19 protein-coding genes and 2 tRNA genes are annotated in these 22,034 nt (G+C 66.6%); 14 read left to right on the top strand and 7 right to left on the bottom strand.

Going from position 1 to position 22,034, the window contains the following annotated elements:
• Nucleotides 1-76: 76 nt before the first annotated feature.
• Entirely contained in the window at nucleotides 77-1,180 is a 1,104-nt protein-coding gene (locus V1318_RS01670) for a DNA topoisomerase IB (protein ID WP_332937166.1), read from the bottom strand.
• A gap of 155 nt (nucleotides 1,181-1,335) precedes the next feature.
• On the opposite strand from V1318_RS01670, the gene V1318_RS01665 reads away from it, so the two are divergent.
• The 9 genes from V1318_RS01665 to V1318_RS01625 all read left to right on the top strand — a co-directional run bounded on the left by V1318_RS01665 (nucleotide 1,336) and on the right by V1318_RS01625 (nucleotide 9,928).
• Entirely contained in the window at nucleotides 1,336-1,749 is a 414-nt protein-coding gene (locus V1318_RS01665; protein WP_332937164.1) for a CopL family metal-binding regulatory protein, read from the top strand.
• Between the two features lie 121 nt (nucleotides 1,750-1,870).
• Entirely contained in the window at nucleotides 1,871-3,697 is a 1,827-nt protein-coding gene (locus tag V1318_RS01660; RefSeq protein WP_332937162.1) for a copper resistance system multicopper oxidase, read from the top strand.
• Nucleotides 3,694-4,746: a copper resistance protein B gene (locus tag V1318_RS01655; RefSeq protein WP_332937160.1), complete on the top strand. Its 1,053-nt coding sequence runs from the start codon at nucleotides 3,694-3,696 to the stop codon at nucleotides 4,744-4,746. Before V1318_RS01660 ends, V1318_RS01655 begins: the two co-directional genes overlap by 4 nt.
• Before the next feature lie 10 nt (nucleotides 4,747-4,756).
• Nucleotides 4,757-5,587, top strand: coding sequence for a cytochrome c (locus V1318_RS01650; RefSeq protein WP_332937158.1), 831 nt, complete (start codon nucleotides 4,757-4,759; stop codon nucleotides 5,585-5,587).
• A gap of 28 nt (nucleotides 5,588-5,615) precedes the next feature.
• Nucleotides 5,616-6,146 carry a DUF411 domain-containing protein gene (locus V1318_RS01645; protein WP_332937156.1) on the top strand — a complete coding sequence of 177 codons (531 nt, stop codon included), beginning with the start codon at nucleotides 5,616-5,618 and terminating at the stop codon, nucleotides 6,144-6,146.
• A 114-nt stretch (nucleotides 6,147-6,260) separates the two neighbouring features.
• Nucleotides 6,261-6,659: a heavy metal-responsive transcriptional regulator gene (locus V1318_RS01640; RefSeq protein ID WP_332937155.1), complete on the top strand. Its 399-nt coding sequence runs from the start codon at nucleotides 6,261-6,263 to the stop codon at nucleotides 6,657-6,659.
• Nucleotides 6,656-9,025 carry a heavy metal translocating P-type ATPase gene (locus V1318_RS01635; protein ID WP_332937153.1) on the top strand — a complete coding sequence of 790 codons (2,370 nt, stop codon included), beginning with the start codon at nucleotides 6,656-6,658 and terminating at the stop codon, nucleotides 9,023-9,025. Before V1318_RS01640 ends, V1318_RS01635 begins: the two co-directional genes overlap by 4 nt.
• Nucleotides 9,026-9,125: 100 nt before the next feature.
• The gene (locus V1318_RS01630) at nucleotides 9,126-9,551 is read left to right on the top strand and encodes a hypothetical protein (RefSeq protein ID WP_332937152.1); all 426 of its coding nucleotides are present in this window, start codon (nucleotides 9,126-9,128) and stop codon (nucleotides 9,549-9,551) included.
• Nucleotides 9,552-9,610: 59 nt separating this feature from the next.
• Nucleotides 9,611-9,928 (top strand): hypothetical protein, encoded by a 318-nt coding sequence (locus V1318_RS01625; protein ID WP_332937150.1) that lies wholly within the window; start codon nucleotides 9,611-9,613, stop codon nucleotides 9,926-9,928.
• A gap of 228 nt (nucleotides 9,929-10,156) precedes the next feature.
• On the opposite strand, the gene V1318_RS01620 is transcribed toward V1318_RS01625, so the two are convergent.
• A complete protein-coding gene (locus V1318_RS01620; RefSeq protein ID WP_332937148.1) occupies nucleotides 10,157-10,639 on the bottom strand; it encodes a toll/interleukin-1 receptor domain-containing protein in 483 nt (160 codons plus the stop codon).
• A gap of 1,372 nt (nucleotides 10,640-12,011) precedes the next feature.
• Between V1318_RS01620 and V1318_RS01615 the strand changes: the two genes are divergently transcribed.
• Complete coding sequence (locus tag V1318_RS01615) at nucleotides 12,012-14,483, top strand: hypothetical protein (RefSeq protein ID WP_332937147.1); 2,472 nt, start codon at nucleotides 12,012-12,014, stop codon at nucleotides 14,481-14,483.
• 229 nt (nucleotides 14,484-14,712) lie between these two features.
• Here V1318_RS01615 and V1318_RS01610 read toward each other — a convergent pair.
• From V1318_RS01610 to V1318_RS01595, 4 genes are all read right to left on the bottom strand, one after another.
• Nucleotides 14,713-14,788, bottom strand: a tRNA-Glu gene (locus tag V1318_RS01610).
• Between the two features lie 56 nt (nucleotides 14,789-14,844).
• A tRNA-Ala gene (locus V1318_RS01605) sits at nucleotides 14,845-14,920 on the bottom strand.
• A gap of 45 nt (nucleotides 14,921-14,965) precedes the next feature.
• Nucleotides 14,966-15,499, bottom strand: coding sequence for a DUF1249 domain-containing protein (locus V1318_RS01600; RefSeq protein ID WP_332937146.1), 534 nt, complete (start codon nucleotides 15,497-15,499; stop codon nucleotides 14,966-14,968).
• Nucleotides 15,500-15,656: 157 nt separating this feature from the next.
• Nucleotides 15,657-16,478, bottom strand: a complete 822-nt coding sequence (locus V1318_RS01595; protein ID WP_332937144.1) for a pyruvate, water dikinase regulatory protein — start codon at nucleotides 16,476-16,478, stop codon at nucleotides 15,657-15,659.
• A 133-nt stretch (nucleotides 16,479-16,611) separates the two neighbouring features.
• Here V1318_RS01595 and ppsA point away from each other — a divergent pair, with 133 nt between their 5' ends.
• Nucleotides 16,612-18,987, top strand: a complete 2,376-nt coding sequence (gene ppsA / locus V1318_RS01590; protein WP_332937142.1) for a phosphoenolpyruvate synthase — start codon at nucleotides 16,612-16,614, stop codon at nucleotides 18,985-18,987.
• A gap of 4 nt (nucleotides 18,988-18,991) precedes the next feature.
• Nucleotides 18,992-19,933 carry a mechanosensitive ion channel domain-containing protein gene (locus V1318_RS01585; protein ID WP_332937140.1) on the top strand — a complete coding sequence of 314 codons (942 nt, stop codon included), beginning with the start codon at nucleotides 18,992-18,994 and terminating at the stop codon, nucleotides 19,931-19,933.
• A gap of 252 nt (nucleotides 19,934-20,185) precedes the next feature.
• Here the strand turns inward: V1318_RS01585 and orn are convergent, their stop codons facing one another.
• Nucleotides 20,186-20,752, bottom strand: coding sequence for an oligoribonuclease (orn, locus tag V1318_RS01580; RefSeq protein ID WP_332937138.1), 567 nt, complete (start codon nucleotides 20,750-20,752; stop codon nucleotides 20,186-20,188).
• Nucleotides 20,753-20,830: 78 nt separating this feature from the next.
• On the opposite strand from orn, the gene V1318_RS01575 reads away from it, so the two are divergent.
• Together V1318_RS01575 and V1318_RS01570 are read left to right on the top strand one after the other, a co-directional pair.
• Nucleotides 20,831-21,316: a DUF2721 domain-containing protein gene (locus tag V1318_RS01575; protein WP_332937137.1), complete on the top strand. Its 486-nt coding sequence runs from the start codon at nucleotides 20,831-20,833 to the stop codon at nucleotides 21,314-21,316.
• Nucleotides 21,317-21,376: 60 nt separating this feature from the next.
• Nucleotides 21,377-21,862, top strand: coding sequence for a DUF2721 domain-containing protein (locus V1318_RS01570; protein ID WP_332937136.1), 486 nt, complete (start codon nucleotides 21,377-21,379; stop codon nucleotides 21,860-21,862).
• The last annotated feature ends 172 nt before the right edge of the window (nucleotides 21,863-22,034 follow it).

The following is a 22,034-nucleotide window of genomic DNA, read 5'->3' as shown; positions in this document are numbered from 1 at the left end:
CGGTTCGCCGGGCGGTCGGCGCAGCCAAGCCGCCCGCCCGGTCCGGCTACCGCACAGACGCGCCGTGCCTGTGGTTTCAGGCCTTCCGCCGGCGACGATGCCGGCGCTTGAGGTAGCTGAGCACCGCCTGCTCCCATTGGCGTTCTCCGCGCGCCTTCATCGCGTAGGGCGACAAGGCGCCCTCGCGCCAGCCGGCGAAGACCACCGGATCGATATACGACTTGCGGCAGACCGCCGGCGTATTGCGCAGCGCCTGAGCGACCTCGCGCACCACCTTGTTCTCGACCTGCGCCAAAGCGCGCTCGCTCGCCGCCCTGCCCCGCTGGCCCTCGGGCAGCGGCAGCGGCGCCAGGCGCCGGAACGCGGCCAGGGTGCCGCCCCAGGTGCGGAAGTCCTTGGCGCTGAACTCGCCGCCCATGGCCTGGCGCAGATAGGCGTTGATCGCGTCCGAATCGACCGGCTGCACCGTGCCGTCGTCGTCCAGGTATTGGAACAGGGACTGCCCGGGCAGTTGCTGGCAACGGCGGATCTGCCCGACCAGCCTGGCGTCGTCGATCGCGACCTCATGCACCTGCCCGCCCTTGCCGCGGAAATGCAGGCGGGCGCGGCCGCCGCGCAGGAAGTCGATATGGCGGTTGCGCAAGGTGCTCAGGCCGTAGCTGCCGTTGCTGCGCGCATAGGCATGGTTGCCGACCCGCAGCAGGGTGTCGGCCATCAGCGCGACCACGATCGCCAGCACCTTGTCGCGCGGGAAGCCCGGACGCTTGAGGTCGGCGCGCAGGCGCCGGCGCAATCGCGGCAGCGCCGAGCCGAACTCGACGATGCGGTCGAACTTGCCGTGGTCGCGCGCGTGCCGCCAGTCCGGGTGATAGCGGTACTGCTTGCGTCCGCGCGCATCGCGACCGGTGGCCTGCAGATGGCCGTTGGCCTGGGCGCAGATCCATACCTCCCGATAAGCCGGCGGCACCGCCAGGGAGCGGATCCGTTCCAGGGTCGCCGGGTCGCGCACCGGCCGCCCCCGCGCATCGCGGTAGCGGAAGCCACGGCCCGAACGCAGGCGAACGATGCCGGGGGCGGCATCGCTGACGTAGCGCAAGCCCGCCTGCGCCGCCTCGCGCGCGGAGGCGGCATCGGCGGCGCCGCGGGGCGTCTGGGCTGGCCTGGCAGCGGTAGGGGCCATGCGCCACAGATACGGGGCGCCCCGTCAACGCGGCGAAAACGCCCGCGGCCGGCCGGATTCACAGTCGTGGGTCTGAACCAGGGTTCAGGCTTTCGCAGGCTGTTTTCCCGCATTTTGACGACAAGCCGACGTGCCGGCGCTAAAGTAGGCCGGTGATGTCCGTCTTGCTGCGACTGCTGCTGTGCGTCGGCCTGATCCTCAACGGATCGGCGTACGCGGTCGCGTCCACGCAAATGCAGCTGAGCCACATGACGGCCGCGATCGAAGCCGCCGCCATGACCCATACCTCTTGCCACGACGGCATGTCGATGGCCGGCATGGATCACGAGCGGATGTCGGCCAGCGCCGAGCACCGCGGCCACGACCGGGGCCACGCGCCCGATGCCTCCCAGCCGGACTGCTGCAAGTCGCCGACCTGCGATTGTTCCTGCCTGCAGCCCGCGCCGGCCACCGCGATCGCGTTCGCTTTCGGCGGCGCGCATATCGGCCACAGCCTGATCGCGCGGCCGATGCCGGTCGATCACGACGCGCCGGCATTGCCCTACCCGATCCGACCTCCCATCGCATAAGCGCTCCACGCGCCGCGGTCGCGGCGCGCTCAGGCGGGTCACCGCGGGCGTTCGCGTCCGCGTGGGCCCGGTGCCGCCGTCGCGTCTCGCGCCGGCGTTATCGATCCTTTGGAGTTCGACGATGCCTTCCGATTTCTCCGGCCGACGGCCGGATACCCTGGCCGAGCCTTCGCGCCGGCGTTTCGTCACCGGCCTGGCCGCAGGCGGCGTCGCCGCCGGGCTGGGGCTGTGGCGCTCGCCCGCGTTCGCAGGCACGGCCCTGGCTACCGCCGCCCGCGAGCTGCGCGGGCTCGATTTCGACCTCGCCATCGACACCGCGCCGGTCAATTTCACCGGCCGCGTGCGCCCGGCGATCACCGTCAACGGCTCCCTGCCGGCGCCGATCCTGCGCTGGCGCGAGGGCGACACGGTCACCCTGCGGGTCGCCAACCGCTTGCGCGATACCAGCTCCATCCATTGGCACGGCATCCTGCTGCCGGCCAACATGGACGGCGTGCCCGGCCTGAGTTTCGACGGCATTCCGCCGGGCGAGACCTATGCGTACCGCTTCCAGCTGCGCCAGTCCGGCAGCTACTGGTACCACAGCCATTCGATGTTCCAGGAACAGGCCGGCTTGTACGGCGCGATCGTGGTCGACCCGCTGCAGCCGCCGCCGTTCCACTACGACCGCGAACACGTGCTGCTGCTGTCGGACTGGACCGACCTGGACCCGGCCGCCTTGTTCCGGCGCATGAAGAAGATGTCGGACTACGACAACACCTACAAGCGCACGGTCGGCGACTTCGCCCGCGACGCGCGCGAACAGGGGCTGGCGGCGACCTTGCGCGATCGCGGCCAGTGGGGGCGCATGCGCATGACCCCGACCGATCTGTCGGATATCAACGCGCATACCTACACCTACCTGCTCAACGGCACCGCGCCGGCGGCCAACTGGACCGGGCTGTTCCGCGCAGGCGAGAAGGTGCTGCTGCGTTTCATCAACGCCTCGGCGATGAGCTACTTCGACGTGCGCATCCCGGGCCTGAAAATGACCGTGGTGGCGGCCGACGGCCAGTACATCCATCCGGTCAGCGTCGACGAATTCCGGATCGCGGTGGCCGAGACCTTCGACGTGATCGTCGAGCCCTCGGGGCAGGACGCATATACGATCTTCGCCCAGGACATGGGCCGCACCGGCTATGCACGCGGCACGCTCGCGGTCCGCGAAGGCCTGTCCGCGCCGGTGCCCGCGCCCGATCCGCGCGTCATCCTGAGCATGGACGACATGGGCCACGGCGGCATGGATCACGGCAGCCACGGCGCGTCCAGGAAGACGATGCCCGAGGGCAGCTGCGGCGCCAGCATGGGCATGGCCGGCGGCGCGCCGTCGATGGCCGGCATGGACCACTCCGGTCACGACATGGCCGGCATGAACTCCGGCGATGCCGGCGGGCACCCGGCCACCGAAACCGGCAATCCGCTGATCGACATGCAGACCATGTCCAGCACGCCGCGGCTCGACGATCCCGGCATCGGCCTGCGCGACAACGGCCGCCGGGTGCTGCGCTACGCCGATCTCAAGAGCCTGTTCCAGGACCCCGACGGCCGCGATCCCAGCCGCACGCTCGAGCTGCACCTGACCGGCCATATGGAGAAGTTCGCCTGGTCGTTCGACGGCCAGAAGTTCATGGACGCCGAGCCCTTGCGCCTGAACTATGGCGAGCGCATGCGCATCACCCTGGTCAACGACACCATGATGACCCATCCGATCCATCTGCACGGAATGTGGAGCGACCTGGAAGACGAAAAGGGCGAATTCCAGGTGCGCAAGCACACCATCGACATGCCTCCGGGAACGCGCCGCAGCTATCGCGTGCGCGCCGACGCGCTCGGCCGCTGGGCCTACCACTGCCATCTGCTCTATCACATGGAAGCGGGCATGATGCGCGAAGTGAGGGTCGAAGAATGAGCGCCCTCCTCTTTTCCCGTCGCGCCGCACTCGCTGCCTTGACGCTCGCGTTCGCGGCGGCCGCGCAGGCGCAGCACCATGGCGCACATGCCGCTCAGCCGCAGCCGCCTACGCCCAAGCCGCCGGCGCAAGCCGAACCGGCGCAGGACCATTCCAAGAAGGATCACGCCGCGATGGGCCATGAGGCTGCGTCCAAGAGCGGCGGCGAGCACGAGGGCATGGACCATTCGAAGATGGGCCACGAGGCTCCGCCCCAGGACAGCGGCGACCACGCAGGCATGGACCATTCCAAGATGGATCACGCCGCGATGGGACACGCGCCCGCCGCGAGCCAGGCCCCGCGCGAGCCGATTCCGCCGCTCACCGACGCCGACCGCGCCGCGGCGTTCCCGCCGCTGCGCCAGCACATGCAGCACGCGCGCGAGTTCAATACCTACGTGCTGTTCGACCGTCTGGAAGTCGGCGATACCGATCACGGCCGCGGCGAGGCCTGGGAGGCCACGGCCTGGTTCGGCGGCGATCTCAACCGCCTGTGGCTGCGCAGCGAGGGCGAGCGCGAAGGCGGCGTCACCGGGGCGGCGAACCTCGAAGCGCTCTACGGCCGCAGCATCACGCCCTGGTGGGACGTGGTGGTCGGCGCCAAGCACGACTTCAAACCCGGCCGTTCGCAGGACTGGTTCGCGGTCGGCCTGCAGGGCCTGTCGCCGTACAAGTTCGAGGTTCAGGCCACCGCCTATGTCGGCGCCTCCGGCCGCGTCGCGGCCAATGTGGAAGCCGAGTACGACGTGCTGCTGACCAATCGCCTGATCCTGCAGCCGCTGGTCGAGCTCGAGTTCAACGGCAGTCAGGACAAGCAGCGCGGCGTCGGTTCGGGCTTGAGCACGCTCGAGGCCGGACTGCGGCTGCGCTACGAGTTCAGCCGTCGCTTCGCGCCCTATGTGGGCGTGGTCCACGAGCGTGCATTCGGCGACACCGCCGACCTGCGCCGCGACGAAGGCGAATCGACCCGGGACACCCGCGTCGTCGCCGGCGTCCGGGTGTGGTTTTGAGGGGGCCGCCATGTCGATGAATACACGCAAGACCTCATTGGCGATCGCCGTCGCGTTCACCGCGCTGGCCGCGGCGGCGGGCGGCTTCGTCTGGGCCGGCATCTACGACGTCGGCGCCGACGCGCCGCACACCCGGCCGGTGTACGCGGTGCTGGAAACGGTGCGCGAGCGCTCGATCGCGATGCGCGCGAACGAGCTGCAACCGCCTGCGGACCTGGCCAGCGCCGCACGCATCCGCCAGGGCGCGGGCAACTACCAGGCCATGTGCTCCGGCTGCCATCTGGCGCCCGGCATGCAGGGCACCGAACTCAGCCGCGGCCTCTACCCCGCCCCGCCCGATTTCAGCAAGCAGGCGCCGGACGATCCCGCGCAGGCGTTCTGGACGATCAAGCACGGCATCAAGGCCTCGGGCATGCCGGCCTGGGGCCGCAGCATGGGCGACGACTACATCTGGAACATGGCGGCGCTGCTGCAGGCCCTGCCGTCGATGGACGAGGCCGAGTATCGCGCCCTGGTCGCCGAAAGCGGCGGGCATTCGCACGGTGGCGGCGAGACCCGGCCGGACGGGGCGTCCGACCATCATGGCGAAGAGGCTGCGCACGGGAGCGACGACAGCGGGCATGGGAATCACGACGCCGGCATGCAGGCCGGCGCAGGCGAGCCACCTGCAGGCAAGGCCGCGCCGGAAGCTCCGGTATCCAGCGGTCACCGCCATGCGGACGGCAAGGCGCATGAGCACGCGGCGCCCGCAGCGACGCCGGCGGCCCGGCCTGCGAAACCGGCCGCAGCCAAGCCCGAGCCACCCGCCGAAGCCCACGACGCGCATGAACACTCGCACTGATAGTCGAGGACACCGAATGAAACCCACGATGCCTATGTTGGCTGTGGCGCTGGCCGCCGCCTTCGCGGCCAGCGCCTGCAGCGGCGCCGCCGCGCCTGCGCCCGCCGCGGTCGCCAGCGAAACGCCCGCAGCCGCTCACGAGCAGCACGAGCAACACCCAGCGCACCTCGCCCCGAACCCGGCGCTGCCCAAGATGGTGGTCCACAAGAGCCCCAGCTGCGGCTGCTGCAGCGTCTGGGTCGAGCACGTGCGAGCGGCCGGGTTCCAGGTCGAAGTGCGCGATCGCGAGGATCTGCAGCCGGTCAAGCAACGCCTGGGCGTGCCCTACGGCAAGGGCTCCTGCCACACCGCCGAGGTCGGCGGCTATTTCGTCGAAGGCCACGTGCCGGCCGCCGATATCCAGCGCCTGCTGCAGGAGAAGCCCAAGGCGCGCGGCCTGACCGTGCCCGGCATGCCGGCCGGTTCGCCGGGCATGGAGATGCCCGACGGCAGCGTCCAGGCTTATGCGGTAGAGCTGGTGGGCGGCGACGGCGAGAGCACGGTCTACGCGCGGCATTGATCGTGAACCGCATCCGGCGGCGGGCAGCCTCGCCGCCGGATACGGGGCTTGACTCTGGACCATGGTCCAGACCGGACACTGGCCCCAACTCCACTCCGATACGGATTGCACGTCATGCAGATCGGTCTATTGGCCAAACGCGCCGGCGTCCCCATCGACACCGTGCGCTACTACGAACGCAACGGCATCCTGCCGCCGCCCGAGCGCCAGGCATCGGGCTACCGCGCCTACGACGAGCGCGACGTCGAACGCCTGCGCTTCCTGCGCCGCGCCAAGGCGCTGGGCTTCACCCTGGTCGAGATCCGCGACCTGCTCGACCTGTCCTCGCGCCGCGACGGCGACATGGCCGCACTCAAGGCCACCGCCAGCGAGAAACTCGCCGATGTCGAGCGCAAGCTGGCCGAGCTCACCCGCATCCGCGACGGCCTGCGCGAACTGATCGAAGCCTGCCCCGGACACGGCGCGCTGGAGCGCTGCCCGATCCTGGCCGCGTTGGCCCAGGAGGACGCATGAACCATCGCGACCATGGGCACGATCACGCGCAGCCGCCCGCTCCCGCGCACTCGTGCTGCGCGAACAAGACCGCCGATGCGAACACCGCGAGCGTGATCGATCCGGTCTGCGGCATGCGCGTGGACCCGGCCAAGAGCCCGCACCACGCCGAGCACGAAGGCCACGACCACGCCTTCTGCTCGGCCGGCTGCCGCAGCAAATTCCTCGCCGACCCGGCCAAGTACCTGGCGCCCTCGCCGGCCGAGCCGATCGCCGCGCCCGCGGGCACCGTCTACACCTGCCCCATGCATCCGCAAGTGCGCCAGGTCGGTCCCGGCACCTGCCCGATCTGCGGCATGGCGCTGGAACCGGAGACGCCCAGCCTGGACGAGGAGGAGAATCCGGAACTGCACGACTTCGGCCGCCGTTTCGCCTGGACCCTGCCCTTGAGTCTGGCGACCTTGGTCCTGGCGATGTTCGGCCACAACTGGCCGGCGCTGTCGAACGCAACGCGCACCTGGCTGGAGTTCGCCTTGAGCGCGCCGGTCGTGCTCTGGGCCGGCTGGCCGTTCTTCCAGCGCTGCCTGGCCTCGATCCGCAACCGCAGCCCGAACATGTGGACCCTGATCGGCATCGGCGTGGCCGCCGCGTTCGGCTACAGCGTGGTGGCCACGCTCGCTCCCGATCTGTTCCCGGCCTCGTTCCGCGAGCACGGCCGCGTCGGCGTCTATTTCGAGGCGGCCGCGGTGATCGTCTCGCTGACCCTGCTGGGCCAACTGCTGGAATTGCGCGCACGCTCCAAGACCTCCGCCGCGATCAAGCGCCTGCTCGGCCTGGCCCCGGAGCACGCGCGGCGCCTGCGCGACGACGGCGGCGAAGAGGACGTGCCGCTGGCGCAGGTGCAGGTCGGCGACCGTTTGCGCGTGCGCCCGGGCGAGAAGGTGCCGGTCGACGGCGAGGTGCTGGACGGCCGCTCCAGCATCGACGAATCCATGCTCACCGGCGAACCGATGCCGGTGGCCAAGCAGGCCGGCGATGCGCTGATCGGCGCCACCCTCAACGGCACCGGCAGCCTGGTGATGCGCGCCTCGCGGGTCGGTGCCGACACGGTGCTGGCGCAGATCGTGCAACTGGTGGCGCAGGCGCAACGTTCGCGCGCGCCGATGCAGCGCATGGCCGACCGGGTCGCGTTCTGGTTCGTGCTCGGCGTGCTCGGCGTGGCCGTGGCGACCCTGCTGGGCTGGGGCCTGTTCGGGCCGGAACCGTCGTGGACCTACGGCGTGCTCAACGCGGTGGCGGTGCTGATCATCGCCTGCCCCTGCGCGCTGGGCCTGGCCACGCCGATGTCGATCATGGTCGCCAGCGGCCGCGCCGCCGAGGCCGGCGTGCTGTTCCGCGATGCCGAGGCGATCGAGCGCCTGCGCGAGATCGATACCCTGATCGTGGACAAGACCGGCACCCTCACCGAAGGCCGGCCGGCGTTCCGCGAGGCGATCGCCGCCGAGGGCCATGCGCCCGACGAGGTGCTGCGCCTGGCCGCGAGCCTGGACCAGGGCAGCGAGCATCCGCTGGCCGCGGCCCTGGTCGCGGCCGCCCGCGAACGCGGCCTGCGCCTGGAGGCGGCGCAGGAGTTCGATTCAGCGACCGGCCTGGGCGTGCGTGGACGCATCGGCGAACGCCGGCTCGCGCTCGGCAATGCGGCCTTGATGGCCGAGGACGGCATCGCCCTCGGCGAGCTCGCCGCTCACGCCGAAACCCTGCGCGGCGACGGCGCCAGCGCGATGTTCCTGGCCGTGGACGGCCGTGCCGCCGGCGTGCTCGCGGTGGCCGATCCGATCAAGGCCACCACCGCCGCGGCGATACGTGCGCTGCAGGACGCCGGCCTCAAGGTGGTGATGGCCAGCGGCGATGCGGCGACCACCGCGCATGCGGTCGGCCGCAGGCTCGGCCTGGACGGCGTGCACGGCGAGATGCGGCCGCAGGACAAGGCGGCCCTGATCGAGCGTTTGCGCGCGCAGGGCCGGCGCGTGGCGATGGCCGGCGACGGCATCAACGACGCCCCCGCCCTGGCCAGCGCCGACGTCGGCATCGCCATGGGCACCGGCACCGACGTGGCGATGGCCAGCGCCCAGCTCACCCTGGTCAAGGGCGATCTGAACGGCATCGTGCGCGCGCGTGCGATCTCGGCGGCGGCGGTGGCCAACATGAAGCAGAACCTGGCCTTCGCCTTCCTCTACAACGCGCTAGGCGTGCCGATCGCCGCGGGCCTGCTGTATCCGCTCACCGGCAGCCTGCTCAGCCCCATGATCGCCGCGTTGGCGATGAGCCTGAGTTCGGTGTCGGTGGTGGCCAATGCCCTGCGCCTGAACTCGACGCGGATCGGCTGAACGACGGGCGCCGCCGCGCCCCCGGCGACGGGGCGCGGCGCCTTCCGGCTCGGGCTATGATCTGCGCGTAGACGGTCCGGTAGCGGCCAAAGGAAGCCCCATGTCGATCCATTCCAAAGCCCGCCGCGACGCCAAGAAGCGCAAGGCCGCCAAGGCCGCCCGAGCCCCCGCCCCGCCCGCGATCGAGCCGCACGCGGAAATGCGCGACCGCAACGGCCAGTTGCTGGGCGGCATCGTGCGACGCGACGGCGAATGGACCCTGGGCCTGGGGGGCCGTATCGTCGGCGGCTCCGAAAGCGCCGCCAAGGTGCTGATCATGCTCAAGCGCGCCGCCGCCCTGCACGAGCGCGAAGGCGAAACCGTGCAGCTCAAGTTCTCGCCCGCGCTCAGCGCCGCCGCCGCCCAGGAAGCCGCCGACCGCGGCCTGAGCTTCGAACAGTTCGAGGCCGAGTTCGAGAAGGAACTCGCCGACAGCCAGCGTCCGTCGCTGGACGCGCCCAGCGGCGGCAGCGAAGCGGTGCATTGAGATATCTCTTGAGCTAGATCCGCACGGCTTGGGCGATCGACTCGACCGCGGTCGCGGCCATGATCGCGCTCAGCGTCTGGCTGATCGATCTGCTGCGCAAGCACGGCGAGCGCAAAGCTGCGGCGCGGGTTCTGGCGCAATTGATGCTGATCGAGCTGGGTAACCTGCGTGCTTACTGCATTGAACACGGTAATCCGCCTTTCGCGCATGGTCGGCGAAAGCCTGCACAACGGTATGCACGCCGATTCCATGCCCGATTTGCGCGTGACGATCAGCGATGCCCTCGTCGCGATCAAGGATGCGGAGAAGACGCCGCCGCGCTGGCGCGCGTTCCCAGACTCGATGCATGGCGATGGCGCCTCATGCGCGCAAGCTAGCGCGGCGTGCGTTTAATATCGAGTGCGGCACGAACTTTCGCTGCGCGATGAACTTTCGCTGCGCGCAAAAGAATCAGAGCTCGGTTTCCCGAGCCCTGGTTCTATTTTTACTCGGCGTCCCCACGGCTATACCCGCTTAACCACCTGATTACCTGAAGCGCCGTCGTCCATTCCGCGTCCTACGTGACCGCTACCAACACCGATTCAAAGTCTCATAAATTCATACGCTTAGTCGACGGCAACCAGCTCCGCCAACTTGGCCGCTACATCTGCCATCGGATCGTCTGCAGTGCTCAGGCCGCTACGCGAGCCTAGCAACGGGCTGACCTCGCGTAGCGCCTCGTACGTCGTGTTATGCACGATGGGGATGAGCCGATCACGGGCAAGGAGCGCGGAAAGCTCTTTGTCGGCGATGCCTTCTGCTTTGAGGCGGTTCAGCAGCGCAGGGGTCACCAGCACTATCCCAATTCGCGACTTCGCCAGTCCCTTGTCAATTTCGCGCATCAATGAGGTACCAAGGGCGACGTCCTTCTCGCTAAACCAAACCGATACACCCTTGGCTTCAAGCAGATCGTGCAGCTCTTTAGCGCCCTCCTTCCGGTCGTCCCATGCGTGGCAAAGAAACACGTCCCGGAGATCAGGCACGGCTGCTCGGCTCTCGACGGTTTCGCGAAACGGGGTGAGTGTTCTCACCTCGGCGGGCGTGTACATCACGGTAGAACCTGCCCTTGACCAGCTCGGTCTTGCGCTGCCGCCCGACCCGCCGCCAATCCGCCCTCCGCCACTGCTTCCTGACAATGAGTGGGACGAGTAAGCAGGCGGGGAATACGGCGCCGTGTAGGGCGAATACCCGTAACTGCGACTGCGGCTGCTACAAGCTGGGCACTCAGCTGCTGCGCTGGCGGTGCGATGTCCTCTCACTGGTGCGGTACACCTACTCATATCCCAATTCTCCTATTTGTGGTTCGAGTAGCGGTTTGAGTCGCCGCTGTTTGTCAAGACTCCGCCTCGCTTCGATCTGAAAATGTTCAGTGGATCGACGCGCGCAAGCGTCCTAGTACTCAACGCAATTTGGAGTACAAATCGGTCACCCGGCGCCTCGGCCGAGAGGCAGGTACGCAACCAGGGGCCGCGGACCGTTGAGATCAGGCGCACGGCACGTTTCCACATCTCTCAACCGCGGGTCGAACACTGTTCTCGTGGCCGCCGGTGCGGCCACTGCTGGCACCAACTCCGCCGAGGATCCGCGACGACATCAGTGTGTACGATCGGTCGCGAGCGCGGTGCGGCGGCGCCCCGCGTACGGGAGCGGAATGCGGACATGAGGCTGAGCAGGGTCGCGGCGTTCGATACGGGCATGGGCATAGCGAGCGCCGAGGATGGGCCGCCGGGACTGGACTCGGCCGTCCTGTCGCGTGCGTACGGCACGATGCGTCGCCGGCCTGCACGGACGCGGTCAACGGGTTTGGCCAGGAAAGCAGGACGAGGGTGTCCTATCCGATTGGGACGCGCATGCGCGATCGGCCGAAGCATGGATCGCAGCCATGGCGCAGCGCTAATCGAGCGGACGTGCGGCCGCATGTGCATCGAAGACGAGGCGACGCGTTCGCGTGGCGATCCGCGATCGAAGCGGATCCGCACGATGGAACTTCGATGATGGAGAACGAGGCAGCGTCCGCGCGAACGCGTCGCCGGATCGCGCTGCGCATCGCCGCCGGCTTCGCGCCGATGTCCTTGCGATTCGCGCGGCGTCAGGCCGCGAACAATCAATCGCGCAGAGCAAAATGCCTGCGAGGTTCGAAGCGCTGTGTTGACCGAACAGCATTGGCATGCGCAAACGCCGAACGCAAAAAACTTAGGGCCCCGTTTCCCAAGACCAAAGTGTTTTACTTGGCGTCCCCATGGGGATCCCTCGTAAAGTTCCGACCCGATCTTTGCATGGTCGGGCACATGCAGCTCGAGCATACTGAACGTAAATGCTAGTAATTTCAATAATTTACAATCATAGATTCCCCGTACCTTGTTACAGACCGGGCGACGTCTAGAATCCTTGGGACCGTTTGAATGGACCAGGGGATTGCGGATGGCTGATAGCCGGGTGACGGACTGGGGCGAGACTTCCGAGCGATTTGACGACCTGAAGGCCTTTGTGGGTGAAAAGGATCTATCTCAGGCGAATGAGGCTCAAACCCGGTATGACGTAATTGACCGAATGCTTCGAGAAGTCCTCGGATGGACTTACGGTGCCGTCATCGTTGAAGAGTATGCGCCCGGCGACAGCAAAGCCGGCTTCATCGACTACTGCCTCAGATCTGGGGACATCACAATCATTGTGGAAGCTAAGAAGGCTGGCGCGGCGTTCCCGACGCCTACCAACAAGGCAAAGCTAAAGCTGGGCGGAAGCGTTCTAGGTGATGGGGAGATTTCCAGCGCGATAGAACAAGCCAAAGAGTACGCCAAGCGGAAAAGCGCCCAGGTTGTAGTAGTCACTAACGGACTGTGTTGGTGCTTCTTCAATACCGAGAATTCCACCAACGACAACTACGCGTCGCTGCTCTTCCCTTTTGACAAGCATGGCCAGGCGGAAGAACTTTTCAACATACTGAGCGCAGAGAACGTTGCAGCGGGCAGCCTCAGCCGAATAACTAACGAACTGCCAGCCCCGGAAGAGCGACTGCTTACCGCTTTCAAGGTTGCGGACGACCGTGTCGACCGCAACAACATTGCCGACCAAATTACCCCGGCGCTCGATGGAGCGCTTTACTCTGAATCCCTACTCCACGACAGCGAAGTGCTTCGCCGATGCTTTGTGTCAACAGAGGCAAGGACGAAGTTTGACGCAATGCTTGGCATGCACTTAGCGGATCCAAAACCCCGTAGCGTCGTGCCAGCCCAGCGAATCAATCGACAAAAGCAGCGTGATCATCTGCAGACGATCATTGAGAAGAGCGCCCCGAGCCACGCCCCGCCAGTTACGTTGATCATTGGCTCCGTCGGAGCTGGCAAGTCTACTTATTTGAAACACTTCGAACTCGTCACGGGAAGCGAAACCCTTTCCCAGAAGAAGGCCCATTGGATTTACATTGACATGGAGGCAATGGGCAAGACCGGAGACCCGAGGAAATTCATATACGCGCAACTAAAAGACTATCTCGCGACGCGCATTCCCAATGCGCCCGTGGACTACAAGTCTGTAGTCGAACCCGCGTATGAAGCCGAAATTCAGGCACTGAAGCGAGGGCCTCTGGCCATGCTCGCAAACGATCAGATTGAGCTGAATCGCCTGATTGCAAAGAAAATTTATGACGATTATGAAGCGACGGAACCTTACGTTGACAAGGTTTTGACGTTTCTTGCTAAGAAGAATCTCGCTGTTATTGTCGTAGACAACATCGATCTATATGAAGACGAGGAGCTTGAGACCGCGGTTTTTGCCGAGGGGCTGGCGCTGTCAAAGCGAGTTCATTGCCACGTGATAGTGAGCGTGCGAGACACTACTTTCGTACGACACAAGACGGACTCGGCTTTTGATGCCTACGAGCTGCGAAAGCTCTGGCTCGACCCGCCGCCATTGAAGGCGGTGATTTCCGCCCGCCTCACCTATGCAAAGAAGATCTTGCATAAGAAGTCCGCGAGCATCGACCTTGCGAACAACATGCGATTGCAGGTTCCGGACCTGAGCGTGTTCTTTGACATCGTCCAGCAGAGCATCCTTAGGGGGCAGGCGGGCGACTACGTTGAAGCGATCGCCGATCTCAATATTCGCAAGGGAATCACTCTAGTCCGCAATTTCCTAACGTCTGGCCACATCGAAGCTGACAGGGCGTTGCAGCAATATCTCCAGGGTGAAACTCAGTATTACTTTCCATTTCACGAAGTCTTTAAGGGCACAACTTTAGGCCAGTGGCAGCACTTCCGAGAGGGGCGCGCCGAGGGCGTGAACATCTTCGACGCCCGTCTCGGCGCGCGGCGACTCAGAATGCTCCGTGCTTTTGCGTTGCAGTTTCTGCTGCATCGAGCAAAGGACGAGAAGTCAATGGAGGTCAGTGTCGAAGAATGTTGCGACTTGCTTTGCAGAATTGGAGCAACGCATCGAAAGGTCGAAGACTGCCTGGATTTCCTGCATCGCAACGGGCTGGTGAGGACTACGGACTCGGCCAGCCTTTCAAGCAAGTCGACAATCGTAGCGTCCAGATCTGGCGGCTACTACGCACGGATCTTGAGCAGGAAATTCATCTACGTTGAAGAGTGCATGTATGACACGGCTATTGATTCCACTGCATGGAATCGAATTCATGATCTAACAGCTCAGATCCTATTGGAGAAGAATCAGCTGGTCCGCATGCACCACCGGAAGACTCGGATTATGTTGTTCATGCAGTCTTTGGAAGACATCGAGAACGAGATTGCTAGCGAACTGCCATTGTTCAAGAACTTCCAGACAATCGCTGCCATTCGCACGGCCGTCCTGGACGACGTTGATGACGCAATCAGGAAGCTCCAGAGCCGGGCGCGCCCTCGCAATGCCGCACCGTCCCAACAAGGGAAAGCGTAAAGATTAATCGGCGTCGGTCCTAGTCGAATCGGTGATTTCTCGCTTGAGATCGCCGTTCGCTGCAAGTCGCAGGAGCGCCTCGGATACTGGCGTCGGTCGGGGATGCAAACTCCCATTTGCGGCAAGAGGCTGCAGGACAAGGGACCGACTGCAGAACTGAGCTGAGCTAGATCTGACCAACTCCGGAAAAAAAAAGGCCCTGACGAATCAGGGCCTTATCTTTGCTGCTTGGCGTCCCCACGGGGATTCGAACCCCGGTCGCTACCGTGAAAGGGTAATGTCCTAGGCCTCTAGACGATGGGGACAAAACTGATTGTTCTTGCAGCTAACTCGTCGAAACCCTTTCACAGTGTTCGAAGAGTGGTGGAGCCAGCCGGGATCGAACCGGCGACCTCTACAATGCCATTGTAGCGCTCTCCCAGCTGAGCTATGGCCCCACGTGCTGGAAAGACGAAAATTCTAGCGGGCGTTCAGCGATGTCGTCAAGCATTCATCGCTAATTTTTTTGCCGCCCCGCCTGGGCCCTCGTTGAGGGGTGTTCCAGGCGGGCGAATCTCGACCGGGCGCAATGTTGCCATGCCATGACCACGTTCGGCTAGATACTCGAGCCACTTTCCTAAAAAAGTGTTCATGCGCATGCGGTGGCCGATCAGCTCCGCCGGCGGCGGGTACATGCCGATCACGTCCTGCCAGCGCCGCCCGACATAGCAATTCGTGGCTTCCAGCTGATGGGCGTCGTTGTACAGGCGCAGCCAGGCGGAGGGGTCGGGTTCGCCGGTGAGCGGGTCCAGCAGCGCGTAGGTCATGCGCAGCTCGGTGGTGTAGCGGTGCTGCTCGATCACGTCCAGCTGCAGGTCCAGGCCGTCCCCGATCGAGGACAGGTAGGTGCCGGGGGCCAGGTCCGCGGGCGCGAACAGGCGCGTGAGGCGGCGATGGTTCTCGGCGTACAGCCCCATCAACCAACCGAAACGGGTCAGTCGCGGGATGCGTGCGGAGCGGGCTGCGAGCGATGTCATGCGGCCGATCCTACACGCGCGAACCGCTTCGCGGCAGCGTTGACGACCCTGCTTCAGAAGCCTAAGTTAAGGGTTCCTGCCGCATCATAGGCAGCGCACCGAAACCGCTTTCGCAGCGGCGGCCGCCCGGCCTTCGACAGGCCTCCCTGAACGGTCTTCAGAACATCTCGCGGTTGATGCCCAGCGTGGTCAGCACCTTGCTCGCGATTTCCTCGATCGAGGTGTGCGTGGTGCTCAGGGTCGGAATGCGCTCGGCGCGGAACATGGCCTCGGCCGCGGCGACCTCGCGCTTGCAGGTGTCGAACTGGGCGTAGCGCGAGTTGGGGCGGCGCTCCTGGCGGATCTGCTGCAGTCGCACCGGGTCGATGGTCAGGCCGAACAGCTTGTTGCGGTAGGGGCGCAGGCGCGGCGGCAGGCGGTCGTGCTCGAGGTCTTCCTCGGTCAGCGGATAGTTGGCCGCGCGCACGCCGTAGTGCAACGCCAGGTAAACGCAGGTCGGGGTTTTGCCGGCGCGCGAGACCGCGACCAGGATCAGATCGGCCTCGTTGTAGTCGATGCTCTGGCCGTCGTCGTGGGTCAAGGCGAAGTTCATCGCGTTGATGCGGCGGTGGTAGGTCTCGAAATCGGCGATGCCGTGGGCCTGGCCGATGCGGCGCTGGCGGCTCTCCTCCAGCTCGCGCTCCAGGGGCTCGATGAAGGGCGCGAACACGTCCAGCATCAGCGCCCCGCTCTCGGCCAGGGCCGCGCCGACCTCGCCGTCCATGCAGGAATTGATCACGATCGGGCGCACCCCGTGGGCGTGGGCGGCCTCGCGGATCTTGGCCCCGACCTCGCGCGCGCGCTCGACGCTGTCCACGAAGGGGATGCGGTCGGTGACGAAGCGGGTCTCGGTGAATTGGGTCAGCAGGCTATGGCCTATGGTCTCGGCGGTGATGCCGGTGCCGTCCGAAACGTAGAAAACCGGCCGTGTTCCTGCCATCGCCCAACCCTCCAAAACCGCGTTCCAATACGAAAAAGCCCGTCGGATCAAGCTTGTATGCGCTCGGCGCAGCGGCGATCATATCCGCTTGGCCGCGCCCGGGCGCGACCTCCCCCCTCGGAGACAGTGTGCCTTGAACGAGAACATCCTCTGGCTGCACGCGCTGCGCCTCAACGATCTGGCCCGCGTAGGCGGCAAGAACTCCTCGCTGGGCGAGATGATCGGCAACCTCGCCAACCTCGGGGTCTCGGTGCCGGGCGGCTTCGCCACCACGGCCGAGGCGTTCAAGGACTTCATCGCCCATAACGACCTGCACCAGCGCATTTTCGACCGCCTGGCCACGCTGGACGTGGAGGACGTGCCGGCCCTGACCGCGGCCGGCGGCGAAATCCGCGGCTGGGTCATCGACGCCCCACTGCAGCCGGCCCTGGACCAGGACATCCGCAGCGCCTACCGCCAGCTGTGCGGCGACAACGGCGGCAGCGACGTGGCGGTGGCGGTGCGCTCCTCGGCCACCGCCGAGGACCTGCCCGACGCCTCCTTCGCCGGCCAGCAGGAGACTTTCCTGAACGTGACCGGCGAGGACGACGTGGTCCGCAAGGTCAAGGAGGTCTTCGCCAGCCTCTACAACGACCGCGCCATCGCCTACCGCGTCCACCACGGCTTCAAGCACGAGGACGTGTTCCTGTCCGCCGGCGTGCAGCTGATGGTGCGCTCCAACGTCGGTTCCTCCGGCGTGCTGTTCACCCTGGACACCGAATCCGGCTTCCGCGACGTGGTCTTCATCACCTCCAGCTACGGCCTGGGCGAGATGGTGGTCCAGGGCGCGGTCAATCCGGACGAGTTCTACGTCTACAAGCCCACCCTGGCCCAGGGCAAGCCGGCGATCCTGCGCCGCTCGATCGGCGCCAAACAGCTGCGCATGGTCTATTCCGACCAGCCCGGCGAGCGCGTGCGCATCGAGGACACCCCGGCCGAGCTGCGCAACCGCTTCTCGATCGACGACGCCGACGTGCACGAGCTGGCCAAGCAGGCGCTGGTGATCGAACAGCACTACGGCCGCCCGATGGACATCGAATGGGCCAAGGACGGCGTCAGCGGCAAGCTGTTCATCGTCCAGGCGCGCCCGGAAACGGTGAAGTCGCGTGCCAAGGCCACCCAGATCGAGCGTTACCAGCTCGGCGCCCGCGGCCCGGTGGTCGCCGAAGGCCGCGCCATCGGCCAGAAGATCGGCAGCGGCGTGGCGCGCGTGGTGCGCAGCCTGGACGACATGGCCCGGGTCCAGCCCGGCGACGTGCTGGTCGCGGACATGACCGACCCCGATTGGGAGCCGGTGATGAAGCGTTCGGCCGCGATCGTGACCAACCGCGGCGGCCGCACCTGCCACGCGGCGATCATCGCCCGCGAGCTGGGCGTGCCGGCCGTGGTCGGCACGGGCAACGCGCTGGAGACGATCAAGGACGGCGAGACCATCACGGTCAGCTGCGCCGAGGGCGACACCGGCTACATCTACGACGGCGCCCTGCCCTTCGAGCGCCACGTCGCCGATCTGGAAAAGATGCCGCCGGCGCCGCTGAAGGTGATGATGAACGTCGCCAACCCGGAGCGCGCGTTCGACTTCGCCATGCTGCCCCATGCCGGCGTCGGCCTGGCGCGCCTGGAGATGATCATCGCCAGCCACATCGGCATCCATCCCAAGGCGCTGCTGGAATACGCGCAGCAGGACGCGGCCACCAAGAAGAAGATCGACGAGAAGATCGCCGGCTACGGCGACGATCCGGTGCAGTTCTATGTCGACCGCCTGGCCGAGGGCATCGCCACCATTACCGCCTCGTTCGCGCCGCACCCGGTGATCGTGCGCCTGTCGGATTTCAAGTCCAACGAATACGCCAACCTGATCGGCGGCTCGCGCTACGAGCCGCATGAAGAAAATCCGATGATCGGCTTCCGCGGCGCCAGCCGTTACGTCGATCCCTCGTTCTCCGACGCTTTCGCCCTGGAATGCCAGGCGGTGCTGAAGGTGCGCGAGCAGATGGGCCTGACCAACTGCTGGGTGATGATCCCGTTCGTGCGCACCTTGGACGAAGGCCGGCGCGTGGTCGAGGTGCTGGAGAAGAACGGCCTCAAGCAGGGCCAGAACGGCCTGAAGATCATCATGATGTGCGAGGTGCCGTCCAACGCGCTGCTGGCCGACGAGTTCCTGGAGATCTTCGATGGCTTCTCGATCGGCTCCAACGACCTGACCCAGCTGACCCTGGGCCTGGATCGCGATTCGGCGATCGTGGCCAAGCTGTTCGACGAGCGCGACCCGGCGGTGAAGAAGCTGCTGGCGATGGCGATCTCGGCCGCGCGCGCCAAGGGCAAGTACGTCGGCATCTGCGGCCAGGGCCCCAGCGACCACCCGGACCTGGCGGTGTGGCTGATGGAACAGGGCATCGAGTCGGTGTCGTTGAACCCCGACACCGTGGTCGACACCTGGCTGCGCCTGGCGAAGGCCAAGGCGGGCTGAGGCGGTGACGGCGAAAGTCCCGCCGGTGCAGGTGGAGGTCCCCGCGTCGCTGGCGGACCTCAAGGGCGTGGATTGGTGGGGCATGGCGCAGGCCGCCGGGCTCAAGCTGGCCGGCGCCCTGGCGATCCTGCTGATCGGGATCTGGCTGGCCAAGCGCCTGTCCAACGCGCTCGACCGCGCCATGGCGCGCGGCCACATGGAAGCCACCCTGCGCGGCTTCCTGCGCAACATCGCCTACGCCGGCATGGTGGTCGTGGTCACGACCTCGGCGCTGTTCACCCTGGGCGTGTCGCCGGCCTCGGTGCTGGCGGTGCTGGGCGCGGCGGGCCTGGCGATCGGCCTGGCGCTGAAGGATTCGCTGTCCAACATCGCCTCGGGCGTGATGCTGATCATGCAGCGCCCGTTCCGGGTCGGCGACTACGTGCAGGCCGCCGGCATCGAGGGCACGGTCGATCAGATCCGGGTGTTCCAGACCCGGCTGCGCACCATCGACAACCGCACTGTGGTGCTGCCCAACAGCCTGATCACCACCGCGCCCATCGTCAATTTCACCGCCAATCCGCGCCGCCGCATCGATATCGCGGTGGGCGTGGGCTACAACGACGATCTGCAGCAGGCGCGCGAGACCCTGCTGGGCGCCGCGGCCGCGCACGCCAAGGTGCTGAAGGAGCCGGCACCCGAGGTGCTGGTGGTCGGCCTGGGCGAAAGCAGCGTCAACCTGGAGCTGCGGGTCTGGGCCAAGACCGGCGATGTGCTGCGCACGCGCAGCGATCTCAACGAAGCGGTGCGCAACGACATCATCGGGCGCGGCTTGAGCATTCCCTACCCGCAGCGCGATCTGCACGTGTATCACCACGACGCCGACGGCAGGCCGCTGTCGGATGTGCTGGTGAAGGCGGTCGCCGACGACGGCGATGCGGCGCGGCCTGCGAAGCCCAAGGCCTGAGCGGGCGCGGTTGTGGGAGCGGCGTAAGCCGCGATTGAATCCCCGCGACGATGAGGGCCGCAAGAGCATCGCGGCTTACGCCGCTCCCACAGGAAGGCGGCGGCGCGCGCTTTTGGGGTAGGAGCGGCGTGAGCCGCGACCGGAGATTCCGCCTACTTCGCTGTTGGGTCGCCGTTCGTGTTTCAGGGTCGCGGCTTACGCCGCTCCTACCCTAGGCCGCGATTCGCGAAGGGCCGCGCGGCGGCGCCACGATCAGCCCAGGCCGCCCAGCTTGCCCATGGCGGCGCGGTAGTGGCGCAGTTCGGCGATGGAGTCGTGCACGTCGCTCAGGGCCGTGTGCTTGGCGTCCTTGCCGACGCCGGCCAGCACCTCGGGCGCCCAGCGGCGCGCGAGTTCCTTGACCGTGCTGACGTCGAGGTTGCGGTAGTGGAAGTACTTCTCCAGGCGCGGCATCTGGCGGTGCAGGAAACGGCGGTCCTGGCAGATCGAGTTGCCGCACATGGGCGAGGCGTTGTGGGCCACCCACTGCGCCAGGAAGGCCAGGGTGCGCTCCTCGGCCTCTTCCAGGCCCACGCCCTGGTCCAGCGAGCGCTGCCACAGGCCGGACTTGCTGTGCTGGTTGCGGTTCCACTCGTCCATGGCCATCAGCCGTTCCAGCGGCTGGCGGATCGCGAGCTCCGGCCCCTCGGCCAGCACCTGCAACTGGGCGTCGGTGACGACGGTCGCGATCTCGAGGATGGCGTCGTTGTCGGTGTCGAGCCCGGTCATCTCCAGGTCGATCCAGATCAGTCGGTGGTCGTTGCCGTTCTTCGCTGTCATGGGCCCCTGTCGTGTCCTCGCCGCGATGCGTCCGTTCGGGGCATCATAGCCCACCTCCCCTCCCCGCTCCCCCGGCCGATGTCGCAGACCGCCGCTTACGCCCACTACGCGATCCTGACCGCGATGCTGGCGCCCGCGTTCTTCCTGACCGCGACCGCCTCGCTGCTGCTGTCGGCCAACAACCGCCTGGCGCGGGTGATCGACCGCGCGCGCGTGCTGCTGAAGGAGCTGGCCGAGACCGAGGACGAGGAGGAACGGCGGATGCTGGAAGCGCATATCTCGCGCCAGAAGCGCCGCAGCAAGATCATCCTGCGCGGCAGCCAGTTGCTGTACACCGCGATCAGCTTCTTCGTCGGCACCAGCCTGACCGTGGCCGGCGATGCCTACCTGGGCTACCGCCTGGCCTCGCTGCCGACCATCCTGGCGGTGTGCGGCGTATTGGCGATGTTCGCCGCCAGCGTGCTGCTGGCGCTGGAGTCCTCGCTGGCGGTGGAGGCGGTCAACGAGGAAATGGACCACGGCCACCGCCGCGCCAAGGTGCGCAAGCCGCGCAGCGAGGCCTGACGAAAGCCCCGTCTGGCGGCATCATAGGGCGTCCACCCCGCTGCCGCTGGAATCCGCGCCATGAGCGATGTGCTGAACCTCTCCGCCGGCCACTACGCCGTGGTCTCGGCGATGATCACGCCGGCGTTCTTCCTGACCGCGACCGCGTCCCTGCTGGTGTCCTCGAACAATCGCCTGGCGCGCGTGGTCGACCGCATGCGCCAGCAGCTCAAGCAGTTGGAGGACACCAGCAATGACGATGCGCGCGCCTATCTGGAGGCGCGCATCATCCAGCACCGGCGCCGGGTGCGGCTGATCCTGACCTGCCTGCAGTTGCTGTACGCGGCGATGAGCGCGTTCGTGGCCACCAGCCTGGCAATCGGCATCGACCAGTTCAGCGACTACCGCCTGCGCGGCGTGCCGACCGGGCTGGCCATGCTGGGCGTGCTGCTGGTGCTGGCGGCCTCGATCAACCTGGGCCGCGAGGCGCGCATGAGCGTGACCATGCTGGACGCCGAGCTCAAGCGCGAGTTCGATCGCGACGGGCGCAAGCTGCCGGTGGAGTGAGGCGCTGAGATGGCGTGGGTGCTCGCGATCGCGGCCGGCGTCGGTCCTGCAGGATCTGGCGGCGGCGCCGGTCGTCTCGGGGTAGGAGCGGCGCGAGCCGCGACCGCCATGTCGCGTTCAAGCCGGTCCAGCGATTCCGTCGCCGCCTGATCGCTTGCGTATCGGGTTTGCG

Origin of the sequence: Lysobacter sp. CCNWLW3, from assembly GCF_036697405.1 — a bacterium.
GTDB lineage: Bacteria > Pseudomonadota > Gammaproteobacteria > Xanthomonadales > Xanthomonadaceae > Lysobacter.
The sequence above is the reverse complement of the archived record's forward strand: the minus strand, read 5'-3'. Positions and strand labels throughout refer to the sequence as shown.